Origin of the sequence: Reyranella sp. (assembly GCF_030651995.1) — a bacterium.
Lineage (GTDB): Bacteria > Pseudomonadota > Alphaproteobacteria > Reyranellales > Reyranellaceae > Reyranella.
The window spans coordinates 12,831-29,556 of sequence record NZ_JAUSBN010000040.1 but is presented as its reverse complement, the minus strand read 5'-3'; the positions used below and the strand labels follow the sequence as shown (position 1 = coordinate 29,556).

Here is a 16,726-nt window from a genome sequence, read left to right as displayed (position 1 = left end):
TGCCGCGTCGCTGCCTACGATTCTCGGCGGTTCACGCAGGCATCCCCGAGGGCTAGTGGAGCTTGCCGTCCGGAGGGGTGAGCAGGCGCGCCAGCGACCGGATTTCCGGCGACGAGGCTCCGTAGGCCCGTCGCTCCATCTCGCGATAGAGCCGCACGATGTCGTTGCCGGTTTCCGTGACCGCCGTGCCGCCGCCGCCGCCGCCGCCGGTTTGGGCGGTCACCACGGGTTCGCGGAACATCTGGTTCATTTCGTCGACCAGCAGCCAGGCCTGGCGGTAGGACATCGCAAGGGCCCGCCCCGCGGCCGAGATCGATCCAGTCTCGTTGATCAGCTCGAGCAGCCGGACCTTGCCGGGGCCGATCGAGCGTTCGCCGCCGAAATCGATCCGGAGATGCAAGGAGGTCTTCTCGGCCGGCTTGGCCGCGGCCTTGGCGGGTCGGCGTCCCATTCTGGAATTATGCGGGCGGACTATCGACAAGGCCAGATGGCTCTTGCAGGGCGGCGATCAGCCCATTGGCGACGTCCGCCACCTGCAGGCGGATATCCGGGATCGCCACGATCTCGGTGTAGCGGCCGCGGGTCGGAGGGCCGAGGACGAAGAGGCGGTCCGACGGCGTGCCGTCCCGTCCGATCAGTGCATCGTCGACCGCGACGTCGAGACCCTGGTTGAGCGCATCGGATCGCAGCTTTCCGTCCTTCACCAACTGGGCATGCAGCGGTACCTGCATTTCGACCTCGTTGCGCGGGCCACGGCAGTCGATGACGCGGTCGAAGCTGTGCTGTTCACGCTCTGTCGACCCGCGACGGATGATGGTGACGGCGACCTCGTTGTCCGTCGTGCGGCCGATCTCGATCCGGCCCGAGATGATCGAAAGCTGCCCGCGCGCCCGGGCGGCGTCGATCTGCTCACGGATCTGCGGCGCGACACGGTGCCGATGGATATCCCACCACGGCCGGAGGTGGCGCAGGAAGCGCCGCCGCTGGTCGAGGTCCAGCCCATGCCAGAGTTCGTTGTTGTGTGGCCGAAGAAGCTGCATGAGGCCGGGCCATTCGACACCGGCGCGGACTATGCCGCGGAACCGCGCCATGCGCTGGGAAAGGCTACCGGCGAAGAGATCGCTGGTGTCGAGCTTCGGCGACGGGACGGGAGCGGGAGGGTGGCAATGCGGCACCAGCCCGCGCCGCGACAGCGCGACGATGGGGGCCTTGTGACCGTGCTCCAGCAACGAGATCAGCACGTCGATCATCGTCAGGCTGGTGCCGATCAGCAGGACTGACGCATCGGGTGCGAGGCCGGCGATGGCCTCGTCGTGCCAGGGATTGCCGTGATAGGCGCCGGAATCCTTCGAGGGCGGGCGATGCCCGGTCGCCAGGACGGCCTTGCGGGCCCGGAGCGGGACATGGTCCTGGATGTCTACTTCGACACCGTCTTGCTTGTGGCGAACGGCGACGACGTCGCCCCGGATCACCTGGAGGCGGCCGTCGGAACGCCGGACGGCATCGGCCAGCAGGTCCTGGAGGTACTGGCCGTAGATGGCGCGGGGAACGAAATCGGTTGGTCCGAAGCCGCGGCCGTCGCGCGTCAGCCATTGCACGAAGTGGTCGGGCTCGTCGGCGAGGGCCGTCATGTCGCTGGCGCGGACATTGAGGAGGTGGCCGAGGCAGTGCGTCGAATAGGCGATCCCCAGTCCCGGATGGGCGTCGCGCTCGATCAGGGCGACGCGCAGGCGGCCCTTGCGGACGAGCTGTGCAGCGAGCAGCACGCCGCTGGCGCCGCCGCCGACGATGGCAATGTCGACGGGCGAATGAGACGATTCGGAATGCTGCATCGCCGAAGTATGGCAGATGCTTTGCCGCGAAGGCCAGCAACCGAGGTGCGATGCCTCGGCGCTCCCGGCCGCCGTGTCACTCCGGCTCGATGCCGGCGACCTTCATCATCTCACGCTAGAGCTCGATCTCGGCGACCATGATCCGGCGCATCTCGTCGGGGGAGCAGGGCGCGATCTCCGAGCCGCCCTGGGCCTGACGCTCGACATAGGCGGGATCGGTGATGGCCTTGAGCATGGCCTCGCGCAGCTTCGCCATGACCGGCTGCGGCACGCCGCGCGGCATGAGGATGCCGGTCCAGGTCATCAGCTCGAAATCGGGGATGCCCTGTTCGATGAGGGTGGGAATGTCGGGCGTGAGCTTGTAGCGGCCGCGGCTGCCGACGCCGAGGCAGCGCACGGTGCCGGCCTTGACCTGGGGCAGGCTGGTCACCGGATCGGCGAAGCACATCTGGACGTGGCCGGCCATCGTGTCCTGCAGCGCCGCGGGCGTGCTCTTGTAGGGCACGTGCAGCATGTCGATGCCGGCCTTGGCCTTGAGCAGCTCGCCCGAAATGCGGGTCGAGGCGCTGCCGGAGCCGAAATTGATCCGGCCCGGCTGGCGCTTGCACAGGGCCACGAACTCCTGTGCCGTCTGCGCCTCGATCTTCGGGTTGACGATCATGAACACCGGCGCACGGCCAATGATTGTGACCGGCTCGAAACTCTTCAGCGGGTCGTAGGGCAGGGACTTGAACAGCGCGACGTTCGAAGCCGCCGCGGTGTTGGAGCAGACGAAGATGGTCTGGCCGTCCGGCTTCGCCTTGGCGGCGACTTCGGCCGCGATCGCCCCGCTGGCGCCAGGCTTGTTCTCGACGACGGCCGGAACACCGAAGGCCTTGTTCAGCCCCTCGGCCACGTGGCGCGCGCTCTGGTCGGTGGCCGACCCCGGTCCGAACGGCACGATGATCCGGAACGGGCCGTTTGGAAAGGAATCCGCGGTTGCCGCGCCGCTGATCGGCAGCGCGAATGCGCCGGCGATCAGGGAGCGGCGACGCATGGTCGGGGTCCCGCCTAGCGGCGCCACCAGCCGCGCTTGGGCTTCTCTGGCGGCGCGTCGATCACGGGGACCGGCGGCGGCGGAGGCGTGGGGACCGGTTCCGGCTCGGGGACGGCGATCGGCTGCGGAGCCGAGGCGACCACGGGCTCTGGTTCCGGTGCTGGCTGAGGAGGCGGCGGGGCCGCTTCTACGTTCACCGGCGGGCCGGGATCGTAGGGCGCGCGCTCCATCGGCGTGTGCTCGACTGGCATGCTTTCCAGCGGCGTCGGCGGCGAGGGCGGTGGCTCGTGGCTACCGGTTGGCTCGCTCGTGTCGTGACCGTTCCGGGCAAGCTCGTCGCCCTGGGAGGCGGTCTGGGTCTCCGAAGACTCGGCATCACTCTGCGCGGTCTCGCCTTCGCCGGGCTCGCGGCGCCGGCGGCGCCCGCCGCGGCGACCGCGCCGGCGGCGGCTTCCGCTACGGTCTTCGCCGTTGCGCTCGCCATCGGGGCGATCACCCTCGGCTTCCGCCTCGGAACCATCATCGTCGGCGCGAGCGATCTCGGAATCGCCGTCGGTCGCGTTGTCCTCGGGCTCATCTTCGTCGTCGCCGTTGACGGGCTGCTCGTCGGTGCGCGCGGCTTCGACTTCGCGGGCCTCGCCGGACGCTTGCGGCTGATCGGGGTTTTCGCCGTCCTCACGACGGCTGGTGCTGCTGCTGGTGCGACGCCGGCGGCGGCGTCGGCGGCTGCGGGGGCGGCCTTCGCCATCCTCGCCGGAGCTGCGCTCGTCGTCACGCTCCTCACCCTCGCGGGCCTCGCTGACTTCGGCTTCGTCTGCCGAGACCTCGTCGCCCGACGTTTCCTCGTAGCTGGCGCGCGCCAGCTCGGGAGCCGGCCTCTCGCCGCTGCGATGATCTTCGCGACGCGAGCGCACGCGCTCGATCTCGCAATCGGCAGCGTGTAGGTCCTCGTCGGCCTCGACGATGACCGTGAAGCCGTAGCGCTGCTCGATCTCCGACAGAGAATGGCGCTTCTGGTTGAGCAGGTAGAGCGCGACGTTCGGCGGGACGCTGACGGCGATCTCGCTGGCGCGGCGACGCACGCCTTCCTCCTCGATGGCGCGCAGCGCGTGCAGCGCGGCGGACTCCAGCGAACGGATGCGCCCGGTGCCGGCGCAATGCGGGCAGACCTCGGTCGAATGCTCCAGCAGGCTGGGGCGCAGCCGCTGGCGGGACATCTCGAGCAGGCCGAAGGCGGAGATGCGGCCGATCTGGATACGGGCGCGGTCGCTGCGCATCGAATCCTTCACCTTGTGCTCGACCTGACGCTGGTGACGCGACTCCTCCATGTCGATGAAGTCGATCACGATCAGGCCGGCGAGGTCACGCAGGCGGACCTGGCGGGCGATCTCCTCGGCGGCTTCGAGGTTGGTGCGCAGCGCCGTCTCCTCGATGTTCCGTTCCTTGGTCGAACGGCCCGAGTTGACGTCGATCGCGACCAGCGCTTCGGTCGGGTTGATCACGATGTAGCCGCCGGAACGGAGCTGCACCGTCGGCGAATGCATGGCGTCGAACTGGTTCTCCACCTGATAGCGGTGGAACAGGGGAATCGGCTCCCGGTACAGCTCGACCTTGTTGGCCTGGTGAGGCACGAGCTGCCGCATGAATTCGGCGGCGCTCTGGAAGCCCGCCTCACCCTCGACGAGGACCTGGGCGATGTCGGTGTCGTAGATGTCGCGCAGCGACCGCTTGATGAGATCGCCTTCCTCGTAGATCAGCGCCGGCGCCGTCGAGCGCATGGTGATCTCGCGGATCGAATCCCAGAGCCGGGACAGGTATTCGTAGTCGCGCTTGATATCGATGTTGGAGCGCTCGAGACCGGCGGTGCGGAGGATCACGCCCATGCCCTGCGGCACGTCGAGGTCGCTCAGGATCTCCTTCATGCGCTTGCGATCGGACGGATTGGAGATCTTGCGCGAGATGCCGCCGCCACGACCGGCGTTGGGCATCAGCACGCAGTAGCGGCCGGCCAGCGAGAGATAGGTGGTAAGGGCGGCGCCCTTGTTGCCGCGCTCCTCCTTGACGACTTGCACCAGCAGGATCTGCCGGCGCTTGATGACTTCCTGGATCTTGTACTGACGGATCGGGTTGCGGCGGCGGCGCTCGCGCGTCTCGCGCTCCTCGACCACGTCGTCACCACCCAGCGTCTCGACCGTGACGTCGGGCTGCGGCGCTTCGGCCGGATCCGTCGCTTCGGACGGGGAGGCCTCGCCGTTGAGCTCGACGGACTGTTCGGCCGTCTGCTCGGCACTTTCGGCAACAGCGGTCATCTCGCCGTCGATCGCGGGCATGGCTGCCGGCTCGGAAACCGGGGTTTCGGCGGTTTCGACGTGAACCGGACCGTCGAGACGCTCGACCGGGATTTCCGCGGGCTGCGTCTGCGGCTCGGGCTCGCTGACCGGGGCGGCTTCGGCGACGATCGAATCGGCGGGCGCAGCCTCGACGGCCGGGGCCTCGCGCGCGGGTGTCTCCGATGCAACGGGGTCGACGGCGGCGGCCTCGGCCGCAGGGGCTTCGTCAGGGACGACCGCCGCATTGATGAACTCATCCGCCGCGGCTTCGATGATATCGGCGCGGGCTTCCTCGATGTCGGTGCGATCGATCCGGTTGCTCCGCCGCGGCTCGTCTTCCTCGGCTTCGGCGTGAAGCCGCTGCTGCTCGGCGATCAGCCGTTCGCGGTCGGCGACAGGTATTTGATAATAGTCGGGATGGATTTCCGAGAAGGCGAGGAAGCCGTGCCGGTTGCCGCCATACTCGACGAACGCCGCCTGGAGCGACGGTTCTATGCGGATGACCTTCGCGAGGTAGATGTTGCCCTTGAGGGGCTTGCGGCTCGCGGTTTCGAAGTCGAATTCTTCAAGTCTCGTTCCATCGACCACAACGACCCGGGTCTCCTCCGGGTGACTTGCGTCGATGAGCATACGCCTTGCCATGGGCTCGCTCCGAGGCGTCCGATCCCAACCGGTGCGAGCGACCGGCGGCCATGCCGCCTCCGTCGTGCGAGGGGAGCGCCGCGTCATCGACCCGTCGAACGGCCAACTCCGGCCAAGACGGGGAAGCTTCGCGCCGCCGGACCACGACAGGGTCCTGCCAACCTCGAGTTTCCTGATAGCCACCGCCTGCCTGACAGTCCCTCCGCAGACCGGCCGCGCCCCCATTGCTGCAAGGGCGCGAGCCCAGCCTGGCTCGGAAACTGCCGTCGGAGCGCGACCCTAAGGCGCGCTACGAACGACGGCGACTGCTCGCGGACGCAACATACGGGGTTAGAAACAGGCCGACAATCAAAACATTGTGTCGTGTGAATTTGATCTTTTAACCTATTGAAAATATTTGGAATTACGTGCGTAATTCTGATATTGCTTTAACAATATTCAATTCATTTCGTCCCTCTTTCACCCTTGGCGTTTGCCATGTCCGACTTCCGTCGCCGTCATCTGCTCGCCGTTCTGGCCGGCGTGAGCGTGCTTGGAATGGGCTCGGGCGGGGCCCTTGCAGCCCCCTCGAAGCGGCGGCCCAAGTCGATGTCCAAGCCGACGCCCTCCGTCCCGATGGACAAGCCGAAGCTCGTCTTCCTCGATCCGGGGCATGGTGGGCGCGATCCGGGCGCGCTCGGCAGCCGCGGCACGCAGGAGAAGACGGTCGTCTTGGCAATCGCACGTGACCTGCGCCGCGAGCTGCTGGCCGGCAATCGCTACCGGGTCCTGCTGTCACGCACCACCGACAGTTTCGTACCCCTGCGCGAGCGCGTGGCAAGGGCCCAGGCGGCGAGGGCGGATCTCTTCCTTTCCCTGCATGCCGACGCGCATAGCGACCGCGACGTGCGCGGCGCCTCGGTCTACACGCTTTCGGAGGAGGCGACGGACCGCGAGGCCGCCGCACTCGCGGCTCGGGAAAACCGCGCCGGCGCCTCGCTTTCGGGCATGAGGCTGTCGGAGCAGCCGGACAACGTGGCGCAGACACTGGTGGCGATGAGCCAGCGCGGCACGGTGAACGATTCCCGGCGGTTGGCCGACACGGTCGTCGCCACCTTCGCCCGCAACGGCGTCCGCCTGCTGCCGCGGACGCATCGGCAGGCGGGTTTTGCCGTGCTGACCTCGCCTGAGATCCCGGCGGCGCTGGTGGAACTCGGTTACCTGTCAAACACACAGGACGAAAAGCTGCTCACCGTGCGTCAGCACCAGCTGGCGCTCGCTCGGGCGCTCAGGGCATCCGTGGATGCCTATTTCGGGACAGGCGCCACAAGAAAGGCATAAGTCGAGGACATCCTGCGGCGTTGAAGGCCTTCCGGGCGCCGCGTAGAAAGTGACCGTGCTCAATTTCATCAAGATCTGTCTGGCTTTTGCCACCGCCGCTCTCATCGTCGGCACCGGCACCGTCGCAGGCCTCTTCTGGCATTTCAGCCACGGACTGCCCGACCACAAGCAACTCGCCGATTACCAGCCGGCGACGCTGACCCGGCTCTACGCCGCCGACGGCAAGCTCCTGGCCGAGTATGCACGTGAGAAGCGCGTCTTCGTGCCGGTTGCCGCCATGCCCAGGCGCGTGCTGGAAGCTTTCGTCGCCGCCGAGGACCAGCGGTTCTTCACCCACCCGGGCATCGACTTCATCGGTGTCGTTCGCGCCATGATTGCCAACGTCGCCAATCCGGGCAAACGGCCGGAGGGTGCGTCGGGGCTCACCCAGCAGGTCGCCAAGAACTTCCTGCTCACCAACCAGGCGACGCTTTCGCGCAAGATCCGGGAGGCCATCCTCGCGTTCCGAATCGAGGAAACCTACTCCAAGGAGCGCATCCTCGAACTCTATCTGAACGAGATCTATCTCGGCTCGGGCAACTATGGCGTGGCCCAGGCCGCCCTCAATTACTTCGACCGGTCACTCGACGAGCTCTCGCTGTCCGAGATTGCCTATCTCGCGGCCCTGCCGAAGGCGCCGAACCGCTACCACATCAACCGCAACGAAAAGGAAGCCTACGCCCGGCGCGACTACGTCCTGCACCGCATGGCCGAGGACGGCTACATCACCGCGGCCGAGGAACAGGCCGCGAAAGCTGAGAAGCTTCAGTATCGCCGCCGCAGCGCCACCGAAGTGGCGCAGGCCGACTTCTTCGCCGAGGAAGTGCGCCGCAACCTGATGGCAGCCTACGGCGAGAAGGGCCTCTACGAAGGCGGCCTGACCGTCAGCACGACGCTCGATCCCGCCATCCAGTCCGCCGCCGACAATGCGCTGCGCGACGGATTGATCGCCTATGACAGACGCCACGGCTGGCGAGGACCCTACGCCAAGATTCCCGACATGACGGTCTGGGAGGAGGAGTTCGCCCGCATCGTCCAGCGCCGTCCGCTGGCGGGTCCGTCGGCGTGGCAGCTTGCGGTCGTCAACAAGGTCGAGGCGCAGTCGGTCCAGCTGGTTGGCCTGCCGGACGGCGGCGAGGGCACCGTGCCCTTCGCGGAGATGACCTGGGCTCGCCCGACCTTGCAGAACCAGACGGTAGGCGCCGCGCCACGCGGGCCGCGCGACGTCGTCTCGGTGGGCGACGTGATCGTCGTCGAGAAGGTCGAGAAGCCCGCCGGCGCCAACGCCAAGCCTTATCCGCCCAAGACCTATGCGCTGCGCCAGGTCCCCAACGTCGAGGGCGGGGTCGTCGTCATGGACACCCAGGCCGGCCGCGTGCTGGCCATGTCCGGCGGCTGGTCCTACGGGCGCAGCCAGTTCAATCGCGCCGTCCAGGCCGCGCGCCAGCCGGGTTCGGCCTTCAAGCCGTTCGTCTACCTCGCGGCGATGGATGCAGGCTTCACGCCGGCCTCGATCGTGCTCGATGCGCCGTTCGTCTATGACCCGGGCTACGGCCAGCCGCTGTGGACGCCGAAGAACTACGGCGGCGACATGCTGGGACCGACCACTGTCCGACGCGGCCTCGAACTGTCGCGCAACCTGATGACGGTGCGCATGGCCCAGCAGGTCGGCATGAAGCGCGTGGTGGAGGTCGCCAAGGAATTCGGCGTCACCGACCAGATGGGCGCTTACCTCCCGATGGCGCTTGGCGCCGGCGAGACGACGCTGCTCCGCATGACCATGGCCTATGCGATGCTGGCCAACGGTGCGCTCGAGATCACGCCGTCGCTGGTCGATCGCGTGCAGGACCGCAACGGCAGGACGGTCTATCGCCACGAGCCGCGCACCTGCCGTGGCTGTGGCGAAACCCCAGGCAGCGCCAGGCCCGCCGCACCCGAGTTGGTCGATTCGCGCAAGCCCTTCCATGACCCGGCGTCGGTCTATCAGGTCGTCAGCATGATGCAGGGCGTTACGACCCGCGGCACCGCCGGACGCCTGGCCGCGCTCGGCCGGCCGATCGCCGGCAAGACCGGCACGACCAACGACGCACACGACAACTGGTTCCTGGGCTCGACGCCCGACATCACCATCGGTGTCTATATCGGCTTCGACGAGCCGCGGACGCTGGGTTCGCAGGAGACCGGCGGCGGCAACGCCGCGCCGATCTACGAAGCGATCGCCAGGGAGATCTTCAAGGGCAAGCCGCCGACTCCGTTCCGCGTGCCGCCGGGGCTGCGCATGGTCCGCTTCAGCTACGAGGGCGGCACGATCGACGAGGTCTTCAAGCCGGGCACCGAGCCGGGCTCCGAAGGCTATATGGTCACACCGCTTGACGGGTCGGCCCCATATTCCGCTATAGACCCCACGCAGGGCCCGCAGCAGGCGGGCAGCCCCCGGCGTCCGGGTCTCTCGGGCACCGGCGAGACCTATTAGTCAGTTCGAAACGGATCCGTAATGCGCGCCGAAGCCCAGTCGATGGTGAACGAGATCGAGGAGTCGCTCGAACTCCTCAGGAGGCGTCTTTGACTACGACCGTGCGGTCGTACGTCTCGATGAGTTGAACGCGCGCGCCGAGGATCCGGCGCTGTGGAACGATCCGAAGGAAGCCGAGAAGGTGATGCGCGAGCGCACCAGGCTCGAAGCATCGATCGGTGCGATCAAGCGCCTGCGCGCGGCAGTCGACGACAATGTCGGCTTGATCGAGATGGCCGAGGCCGAGAAGGACGAGGCCACCATTGCCGAGTGCGAGAAGGCGTTGCGTGAGGCCACGGGTGAGGCCAAGGCGGCACGGCTCGAGACGCTTCTGTCGGGCGAGGCCGACGCCAACAACGCCTATATCGAGATCAATGCCGGCGCCGGCGGCACCGAGGCGCAGGACTGGGCGGAGATGCTGGCCCGCATGTATACGCGCTGGGCCGAGCGCCGCGGCTTCAAGGTGAGCTGGCTCGAGGAGAGCGCTGGCGAAGAGGCGGGCATCAAGTCGTGCGCCTACAAGGTCGAGGGCCCCAACGCCTATGGCTGGCTGAAGACCGAGAGCGGTGTGCACCGGCTGGTGCGCATCTCGCCGTTTGACGGCAATGCGCGGCGGCAGACCTCGTTCGCGTCGGTCTGGGTCTATCCCGAGGTCGACGACAATATCGAGATCGAGCTGGTCGACAAGGATCTGCGCGTCGACACCTATCGTGCGTCGGGCGCGGGCGGCCAGCACGTCAACAAGACCGACTCCGCGGTGCGCATCACCCATCTGCCGACCGGCATCGCCGTGGCCGTGCAGCAGGAGCGCTCGCAGCACCAGAACCGCGCCAAGGCGATCCAGATGCTGAAGGCGCGCCTCTACGAGGTCGAGCTGCAGAAGCGCGAGGCCGAGCGCCTGGAGGCTGAGGCCAGCAAGACCGATATTGGCTGGGGCCACCAGATCCGCTCCTACGTGCTGCAACCTTACCAGATGGTGAAGGACCTGCGGACCAACGTGGAGCGTTCGGATCCCCAGAAGGTGCTAGACGGCGACCTAGACGAGTTCATGGCCGCCTCGCTCGCCGCCCGCGTGGGCGAGGGCAAGGACAAGGAAGCCGCGTAAGGAACTGGAGCCGACGATGCCGGGTATGTGGTTCGTGTTCGAAGCCGAGTATGAGATCGAGGACCGCCGGGCCAACTGGAACAAGCCGGTGCCCGAGACCATGGCATGGCATGGGCCCTACGCGACCGAAAAGGAAGCGGACGAAGTCGCGCTGGCCCGCATGTGGGCCAAGATCGACTTCTACGCCCACAAGGCGCGCACCGTCGACATGACGGTAAAGGGCTGACGCCTGTCAGCCTCCTGTCATCGCGGGCGGGGTAACCCCCGCCCTGGAGCGCAGCGAAGGATCTCACGCCACTCACGGAGTGCTTTGCCCGATCCGTTAGGTCATTCACTTCGTTCAGGACGACAATTTTTCCAGCTGGTCCGTCGATTGCATCCACGCTCGAAGCAACGGCGGAGAGGCTCACCTTGGCGGCACGGCAATTCCATCTCGGCTGGTTTCTCGGCAACAGTTTCGGCGTGCACGGCTGGAACCAGCCCTGGTCGGGCGTCGATGCGCGCGAATGGGCGCAGCCTGATCTTCACATCGAACTGGCGAAGGCGCTGGAACGCGCCTGTTTCGACTGCGTGCTGCTCGAGGACTCGGTCTTCGTCCCGGACAATTACGGCGGGTCGATGGACTTCTATCTCAAGCGGGCCCTGCGCGCGCCAAAGAACGACCCGCTGCCGCTGGTGCCGCTGATCGCCCAGGCAACGACGCACCTCGGCATCGTGCCGACCATCTCGACCAGCTTCTATCCGCCGTTCCTGCTGGCGCGCCTGATCGCGACGCTCGACCTGATGTCGAAGGGGCGCGTCGGCTGCAACTTCGTGACGTCGACGGCGGAACGGGCGGCGCAGAATTTCGGCCTCGACGCGCATCTCGAACACGACCTGCGCTACGAGATGGCCGACGAGTTCGTCGAACTGGCGACGAAGCTCTGGTCGTCGTGGGATGCCGACGCCATCGTGATGGACGAGAGGGGCGGCACCTTCGTCGATCCGGCCAAGGTGCGTGCCATCGATTTCAAGGGGCGGTTCTTCTCGTCGCGCGGCCCGCTCAATACGGCGCAGCCGCCGCAGGGCCGGCCGGTGCTGGTCCAGGCGGGCGGCTCGCCACAGGGCAAGGCCTTTGCCGCCCGGCATATGGATATCGTGATCGCCGCTCTCGGCACGGTCGCGGAGATGAAGGCGTTTCGCGACGACATGCGCGCGCGCCTTTCCGAACAGGGCCGCGATCCCGGCAGCTGCAAAGTGCTGTTCGTCGTTACGCCGACCCTGGGCGAGACCGACGAGGAGGCGCAGGATCGCGTGCGCCGCCGGCAGGCGCAGCGCGAGGCCGCGCCGGAGGTGACGCTCGCGATGATGGGCAGCCTGACCGACATCGACTTCTCGACCTTCGATCTCGACGCGCCGCTGGCCGAGCTGACGACCAACGGCCAGCAGGGCACGCTGAAGCGCTTCCTGGCTCAGGGCCGCACCTTGCGCGAGGTGGCGAGCAACTACAGCTTCGGCTTCGAGCACCCGGTGGTCGGAACGACCCGGCGCGTCGCCGACGTGATGGAAGAAGCGATGGAGCAGGTGGGCGGCGACGGCTTCATGTTCAGCGGGCCGCTCAGCCGGCGGTATGTCGCCGAGATTACGGACGGGCTGGTGCCCGAGCTGCAACGACGCGGCCTGGTTCGCACAGCGTACACGCACGCGCATTTCCGCGACAATCTGTTTGCATTCTAGGCGGCGGGCGGCACTCTCGATCGAAGCATCGCCGGAGCCGCCTCATCGCCAATCCTCTCTACGTCGCGCTCGGCGCCATGACGATCCAGCAGACCTTCGCAACGCTGGGCCGGTCGACGGTGCCGCTGATCGCCGCCGCCATCGTGGTCGATCTCGGAATCGAAGCGGCCCTGGTCGGTGTCTATCTCGCGATCGGTTCGGTCGCTGCCTTCCTCACGACCCTGGGCTGCGGCGGCTTCATCCTGCGCTACGGCGCGGTCCGCATGACCCAGGTCGGCATGGCGGCGCTGGGCATCGGCCTCGCCATCACGACGGCTGGCTGGCTGCCGCTCTTTGCGGCCGGCGCCTTCATCGGCGGGTTGGGGCAGGCAGTTTCGACACCTTCCAGTTCGCACCTCCTCGGCCGGCTGGCCCCCCGGCACCTGGCGCCGCTGGTCTTTTCGATCAAGCAGTGCGGCGTGCCGGTGGGACTCATGCTGGCGGGCGTCGTGGCGCCGGCGCTGGTCGTCGAAGCCGGCTGGCGAGTGGCGCTGCTGGTCATCGCCCAGGCCTCCTTCCTGATCGTGCTGGCATTGCAGCCGCTGCGGGCGGGCTTCGACGTCGATCGCAATCCCGCCCAACCGCTTTCACCCGCCGACATCCGGGCCAATGTGCTCGGAGTCCTGCGTGACCCCGCGCTGCGCATCCTGTGCGTTGCGATGTTCAGCTTCGTCGGCCTGCAGTCGCTCTTCACCGGCTTCTTCGTGCTCTATCTGGTGCGTGGACTGGGCTACGACCTCGAGCGCGCAGGACAGGTCTTCGCCATCGCCATCGTCATGGCGGTCCCGGCGCGCATCGGCTGGGGCTGGCTCGCCTCACGCTTCGTGCCGCCCGCGACCCTGCTCGCCTTCCTCGGCATTGGCATGGCCGCCGCGGCCGTGCTCACGGCGTCGATCGATCCCGACTGGCCCACCTGGGCCGCGGCCGTGATCGCCACCGCCTTGAGCATTACCGGCGTGAGCTGGCATGGCGTGCTGCTGGCGGAGGTGGCGCGGCTGTCGCCGGTCGGCCGGATCGGCGCCACAACCGGCGCCGTCCTGGCCTTTGGCGATGCCGGCGCGCTGGTGCTGCCTCTGCTGTTCAGCGCGGCGCTTTCGCTGACCGGAGGGTACGCCACCGGCTTCCTCATTGGCGCAACGCTCGCATTCGGGGTCGGACTGTACGGCCTGTGGCGACGGGTCAGCCGCCAGCGCTAGGCGCGACCACGGAGACCTGGCTGGCAAACCAGTTGGCGTACCAGCGCAACGCCCAAGGGATCGGGAGGATCAGGGCGCACAGCAGGATCAGCAGCACCGTGCGGCCGAGGATCGCCGACCCGCTGGCGGTGAAGGTGAAGCCGATGGTGCCGTCGATGCTGCGGCAGAGCCAGTGCATCGTCGCCTTGATCACCCAGGCCCAGCCGATGATCGTGACGAGGGAGACGACAAACAGGATGCTCCAGCCGAGATAGGCCAGGGTCTCGCCGTTGAACGACGTCTGGAGCTTCCCATCCTCGGTGCGAATGTTTGCACAGAACCATCGGATCACGGGAACCGTGAGGAGTGCGGTCACCAGGATCACCGCGGCGGTCACGCCGGGATGGCGGGTATTGTGAAGCCATCCCAGCACGGCGAGCGCGATGAAGACGTACCAGATGTCGCCAGGCTGCCCCGAGAAGCGGAGTCGTCGACCGTCGGGCAGCGCGACCTGTTCGCAGAGGAACCTGTAATAGCCCGTGGCCGTCCACGGCGCCGGGACGACCAGGATCTGGCCGACGAGGTATAGAAGAGAACGGCCGAACAGGCGCCAGACGGGAAAGGAGGGGCGAAGCGGCCCCGTCGCCAAGGCGCCGGCCAGGCTGACTTCGGACCCCGAATTCATGGCTTTCTCCTTTGCGTATCCCGGGAGGGCGCCGGGCGTTGTGCAATCATGCCCTCGACCGTCATTCGCTCCTACCATTACGACCGCCGTCGGCGTGCGCTCGACATCGTGTTCCAGTCGCGACGTCGCTACACCTATCTCGGCGTCCCGGAAAAGACCTTCGACGCGATGAAGGCGGCCTTTTCCAAGGGCGAACTCTTCAACCGGTACATTCGCGATCACTTCACCTTCGAGCGCAACGGCGAAGAGCCTCCGCCCGGCCGCTCCCCAGGGGTCGAGATCGAGGTTTGACGGACCCGGATCGACTTCTGTCAGGGATGCTCTCGCACCCCTATACTGGGCAGGGTTGAGGAGGACGGGGCATGCACGATCCAGGTGTGAGACAGTACGACCGCGCCGCCGAGGACGTCGGCAACATCGTGGCACTCGAGCATGTCAATCTCGGGGTCGCGGACCAGGGGGTGGCGACCGTCTTCTACATGAGCGGCCTCGGCCTCACGCGGGATCCCTACATGATGACCGGCATCGACAATATGTGGGTCAATGCCGGGGAGAGCCAGTTCCACCTGCCGACGATGGCCGGGGCGCAGCGTCTGCGCGGGCGTGTCGGGCTGGTGGTTCCCGATCGCGAGGCCCTGCTGCAACGGCTCGACCGGGTGAAGACGCTGCTCGGCGACACGTGCTTCGCCTTCGTGGAGCGCGACGACCATGTCGAGACGACCTGTCCGTGGGGCAACCGAATCCTCTGTCACGATCCGTCCTCGCGGTTCGAGGGCATGACGCTGGGCATGGCCTATGTCGAGTTCGACGTGCCGCGCGGCACGGCCGGCGGTATTGCCGGCTTCTATCGCGAGGTCTTCGCGACCGGCGCGCGCGTCGAGGGGACGGCGGCGCATGTTTCGGTCGGGATCGGCCAGGAGCTGATCTTCCGCGAAAGCGACGCCGCCGCCGAGGCCTATGATGGCCACCACATCCAGGTCTATGTCGCGAATTTCTCCGGACCCTATCGGGGGCTGGTAGAGCGCGGCCTGCTGACCGAGGAGAGCAACCAGCATCAGTACCGCTTCCAGCACATCGCGGACCCGGCCACAGGCCGGGCGCTGTTCGAGATCGAGCACGAGGTGCGCAGCCTGCGCCACCCGCTCCATGCGAGGCCCCTGGTGAACCGCAATCCCCTGCAGACCAATCGCTGCTATATCCCGGGACGCGACGGCTGGGTGCCCGAGCCGAGGGGAGCCGAGATGGATGATCCGCGAGTCGAGATGCGCCGCAAGCGCTTCGAAGCGGCGAGCCGGCGGGTGATGAGCTGATGCTTGGCCTTGTGGGACGGATCGTGGGCTTCGGCCTGCTCGGTCTGGTGGCGACGCCGATCGTTGTGACGATCACTGTGCTGACCCTCGCGCACCTGTTCGATCCGCGCTGCGGGACGCCGGGGGATTCGGGCGGATGTGAAATGGGGGCGGCGTCGATCGGCATTTTCTCGGCGCTGCCCGGCCTGGCGATCGGTGTCGCCTTCGCGCTGTACCGGCATTTCCGTCGGAAGCGCGCGACGCCGCCCTCGCCGCCTGTCGTGCGGCCGTGAGGGCGGCGGACGCTTCGGCCTTCGAGAAGCTCCGAGGCCGCATTCAGGCGTTGCGCGCGAAGACCATCGACAATGGCTGCACCGAGGGCGAGGCGCTGGCGGCGGCGGCCAAGGTGGCCGAGCTGCTCGACCGCTACGAACTGTCCCTGAGCGATGTCGAGATCCGGGAGACGCCGTGCGAGGAGCGGGTCTTTGAGACTCACCTGAAGAAGCGCATCCCGATCGACGAATGCATCGGCGCCATCGCTTCGTTCTGCGACTGCCGCGTCTGGCGCGAGAAGAACGCAGCCGGCGAGGCGCGCTACGTCTTCTTCGGCCTGCCGGCCGACGTCGAGGTGGCGCATTACCTGACCGAGTTGATCGACGGCGCGGTCCGGGCCGAACTGGGTCGCTACAAGGTCTCGGCCGACTACAGGCGCTTCCGGCACCAGGAGCGGCATCTCGCGAACGCGTCCTTCACCTTGGGCATGTGCGCGTCCGTCGCCGACCGGCTGGTCGCGATGAAGGAAGAGCGCGACGGTGTGATCCGGAGCAGCGGCCGCGGGCTGGTCGTGCTGAAGGCTGCCGTGGTCGATAGCGAACTGGAGCGGCTCGGCCTTAAACTGCGCACCGTCGAGGCCGGGCCGGGGCGTTTGATCTCACCGACGGCCTTCGATGCCGGCGGCGCGGCGGGCGAGTCGGTCGCCCTCAATCCCGGCCTTCGCAACAAGTAG

15 protein-coding genes are annotated in these 16,726 nt (G+C 67.3%); 10 read left to right on the top strand and 5 right to left on the bottom strand.

What is annotated here, in order from left to right:
• Positions 1-52 precede the first annotated feature (52 nt).
• The 4 genes from Q7V45_RS11840 to Q7V45_RS11825 all read right to left on the bottom strand — a co-directional run bounded on the left by Q7V45_RS11840 (position 53) and on the right by Q7V45_RS11825 (position 5,840).
• On the bottom strand, positions 53-451 hold the full coding sequence (locus Q7V45_RS11840) for a winged helix-turn-helix domain-containing protein (RefSeq protein WP_304852062.1): 399 nt from the start codon (positions 449-451) through the stop codon (positions 53-55).
• Between the two features lie 7 nt (positions 452-458).
• Positions 459-1,832, bottom strand: coding sequence for an FAD/NAD(P)-binding protein (locus Q7V45_RS11835; protein WP_304852059.1), 1,374 nt, complete (start codon positions 1,830-1,832; stop codon positions 459-461).
• 115 nt (positions 1,833-1,947) lie between these two features.
• Entirely contained in the window at positions 1,948-2,868 is a 921-nt protein-coding gene (locus tag Q7V45_RS11830) for a tripartite tricarboxylate transporter substrate binding protein (RefSeq protein WP_304852056.1), read from the bottom strand.
• A gap of 14 nt (positions 2,869-2,882) precedes the next feature.
• Positions 2,883-5,840, bottom strand: a complete 2,958-nt coding sequence (locus Q7V45_RS11825; protein ID WP_304852054.1) for an Rne/Rng family ribonuclease — start codon at positions 5,838-5,840, stop codon at positions 2,883-2,885.
• Between the two features lie 477 nt (positions 5,841-6,317).
• Between Q7V45_RS11825 and Q7V45_RS11820 the strand changes: the two genes are divergently transcribed.
• The 6 genes from Q7V45_RS11820 (at position 6,318) to Q7V45_RS11795 (ending at position 13,767) form a co-directional block, all read left to right on the top strand.
• Positions 6,318-7,160, top strand: coding sequence for an N-acetylmuramoyl-L-alanine amidase (locus tag Q7V45_RS11820; RefSeq protein ID WP_304852050.1), 843 nt, complete (start codon positions 6,318-6,320; stop codon positions 7,158-7,160).
• A gap of 55 nt (positions 7,161-7,215) precedes the next feature.
• The gene (locus tag Q7V45_RS11815) at positions 7,216-9,672 is read left to right on the top strand and encodes a penicillin-binding protein 1A (protein ID WP_304852047.1); all 2,457 of its coding nucleotides are present in this window, start codon (positions 7,216-7,218) and stop codon (positions 9,670-9,672) included.
• Between the two features lie 21 nt (positions 9,673-9,693).
• Positions 9,694-10,816, top strand: a protein-coding gene (gene prfB / locus Q7V45_RS11810) for a peptide chain release factor 2 (RefSeq protein ID WP_304852045.1) whose coding sequence is annotated in 2 segments (ribosomal slippage) — positions 9,694-9,762 and positions 9,764-10,816 — 1,122 coding nt in all. Because the reading frame shifts where the segments join, the coding sequence is not laid out codon by codon here.
• A gap of 16 nt (positions 10,817-10,832) precedes the next feature.
• Positions 10,833-11,042, top strand: coding sequence for a hypothetical protein (locus Q7V45_RS11805; protein WP_304852042.1), 210 nt, complete (start codon positions 10,833-10,835; stop codon positions 11,040-11,042).
• A 185-nt stretch (positions 11,043-11,227) separates the two neighbouring features.
• The gene (locus tag Q7V45_RS11800) at positions 11,228-12,532 is read left to right on the top strand and encodes an NtaA/DmoA family FMN-dependent monooxygenase (RefSeq protein WP_304852038.1); all 1,305 of its coding nucleotides are present in this window, start codon (positions 11,228-11,230) and stop codon (positions 12,530-12,532) included.
• Positions 12,533-12,609: 77 nt separating this feature from the next.
• Positions 12,610-13,767 (top strand): MFS transporter, encoded by a 1,158-nt coding sequence (locus Q7V45_RS11795; protein WP_304852035.1) that lies wholly within the window; start codon positions 12,610-12,612, stop codon positions 13,765-13,767.
• Here the strand turns inward: Q7V45_RS11795 and Q7V45_RS11790 are convergent.
• Positions 13,751-14,431: a hypothetical protein gene (locus tag Q7V45_RS11790; RefSeq protein WP_304852032.1), complete on the bottom strand. Its 681-nt coding sequence runs from the start codon at positions 14,429-14,431 to the stop codon at positions 13,751-13,753. The two genes, Q7V45_RS11795 and Q7V45_RS11790, sit on opposite strands and share 17 nt — an antisense overlap.
• A gap of 48 nt (positions 14,432-14,479) precedes the next feature.
• Here Q7V45_RS11790 and Q7V45_RS11785 point away from each other — a divergent pair, with 48 nt between their 5' ends.
• The 4 genes from Q7V45_RS11785 (at position 14,480) to Q7V45_RS11770 (ending at position 16,726) form a co-directional block, all read left to right on the top strand.
• Positions 14,480-14,722 carry a KTSC domain-containing protein gene (locus Q7V45_RS11785; RefSeq protein WP_304852029.1) on the top strand — a complete coding sequence of 81 codons (243 nt, stop codon included), beginning with the start codon at positions 14,480-14,482 and terminating at the stop codon, positions 14,720-14,722.
• A 71-nt stretch (positions 14,723-14,793) separates the two neighbouring features.
• The gene (locus Q7V45_RS11780) at positions 14,794-15,741 is read left to right on the top strand and encodes a hypothetical protein (protein WP_304852026.1); all 948 of its coding nucleotides are present in this window, start codon (positions 14,794-14,796) and stop codon (positions 15,739-15,741) included.
• Positions 15,741-16,013, top strand: a complete 273-nt coding sequence (locus Q7V45_RS11775) for a hypothetical protein (RefSeq protein ID WP_304852022.1) — start codon at positions 15,741-15,743, stop codon at positions 16,011-16,013. Before Q7V45_RS11780 ends, Q7V45_RS11775 begins: the two co-directional genes overlap by 1 nt.
• Positions 16,010-16,726 (top strand): DUF2786 domain-containing protein, encoded by a 717-nt coding sequence (locus Q7V45_RS11770; RefSeq protein ID WP_304852019.1) that lies wholly within the window; start codon positions 16,010-16,012, stop codon positions 16,724-16,726. Before Q7V45_RS11775 ends, Q7V45_RS11770 begins: the two co-directional genes overlap by 4 nt.

Coding starts and splice junctions, on each gene's coding strand:
- Q7V45_RS11840 (WP_304852062.1), bottom strand. CDS start 451: ATGGGACGCCGACCCGCCAAGGCCGCGGCCAAGCCGGCCGAGAAGACC.
- Q7V45_RS11835 (WP_304852059.1), bottom strand. CDS start 1,832: ATGCAGCATTCCGAATCGTCTCATTCGCCCGTCGACATTGCCATCGTC.
- Q7V45_RS11830 (WP_304852056.1), bottom strand. CDS start 2,868: ATGCGTCGCCGCTCCCTGATCGCCGGCGCATTCGCGCTGCCGATCAGC.
- Q7V45_RS11825 (WP_304852054.1), bottom strand. CDS start 5,840: ATGGCAAGGCGTATGCTCATCGACGCAAGTCACCCGGAGGAGACCCGG.
- Q7V45_RS11820 (WP_304852050.1), top strand. CDS start 6,318: ATGTCCGACTTCCGTCGCCGTCATCTGCTCGCCGTTCTGGCCGGCGTG.
- Q7V45_RS11805 (WP_304852042.1), top strand. CDS start 10,833: ATGCCGGGTATGTGGTTCGTGTTCGAAGCCGAGTATGAGATCGAGGAC.
- Q7V45_RS11795 (WP_304852035.1), top strand. CDS start 12,610: ATGACGATCCAGCAGACCTTCGCAACGCTGGGCCGGTCGACGGTGCCG.
- Q7V45_RS11790 (WP_304852032.1), bottom strand. CDS start 14,431: ATGAATTCGGGGTCCGAAGTCAGCCTGGCCGGCGCCTTGGCGACGGGG.
- Q7V45_RS11785 (WP_304852029.1), top strand. CDS start 14,480: ATGCCCTCGACCGTCATTCGCTCCTACCATTACGACCGCCGTCGGCGT.
- Q7V45_RS11780 (WP_304852026.1), top strand. CDS start 14,794: ATGCACGATCCAGGTGTGAGACAGTACGACCGCGCCGCCGAGGACGTC.
- Q7V45_RS11775 (WP_304852022.1), top strand. CDS start 15,741: ATGCTTGGCCTTGTGGGACGGATCGTGGGCTTCGGCCTGCTCGGTCTG.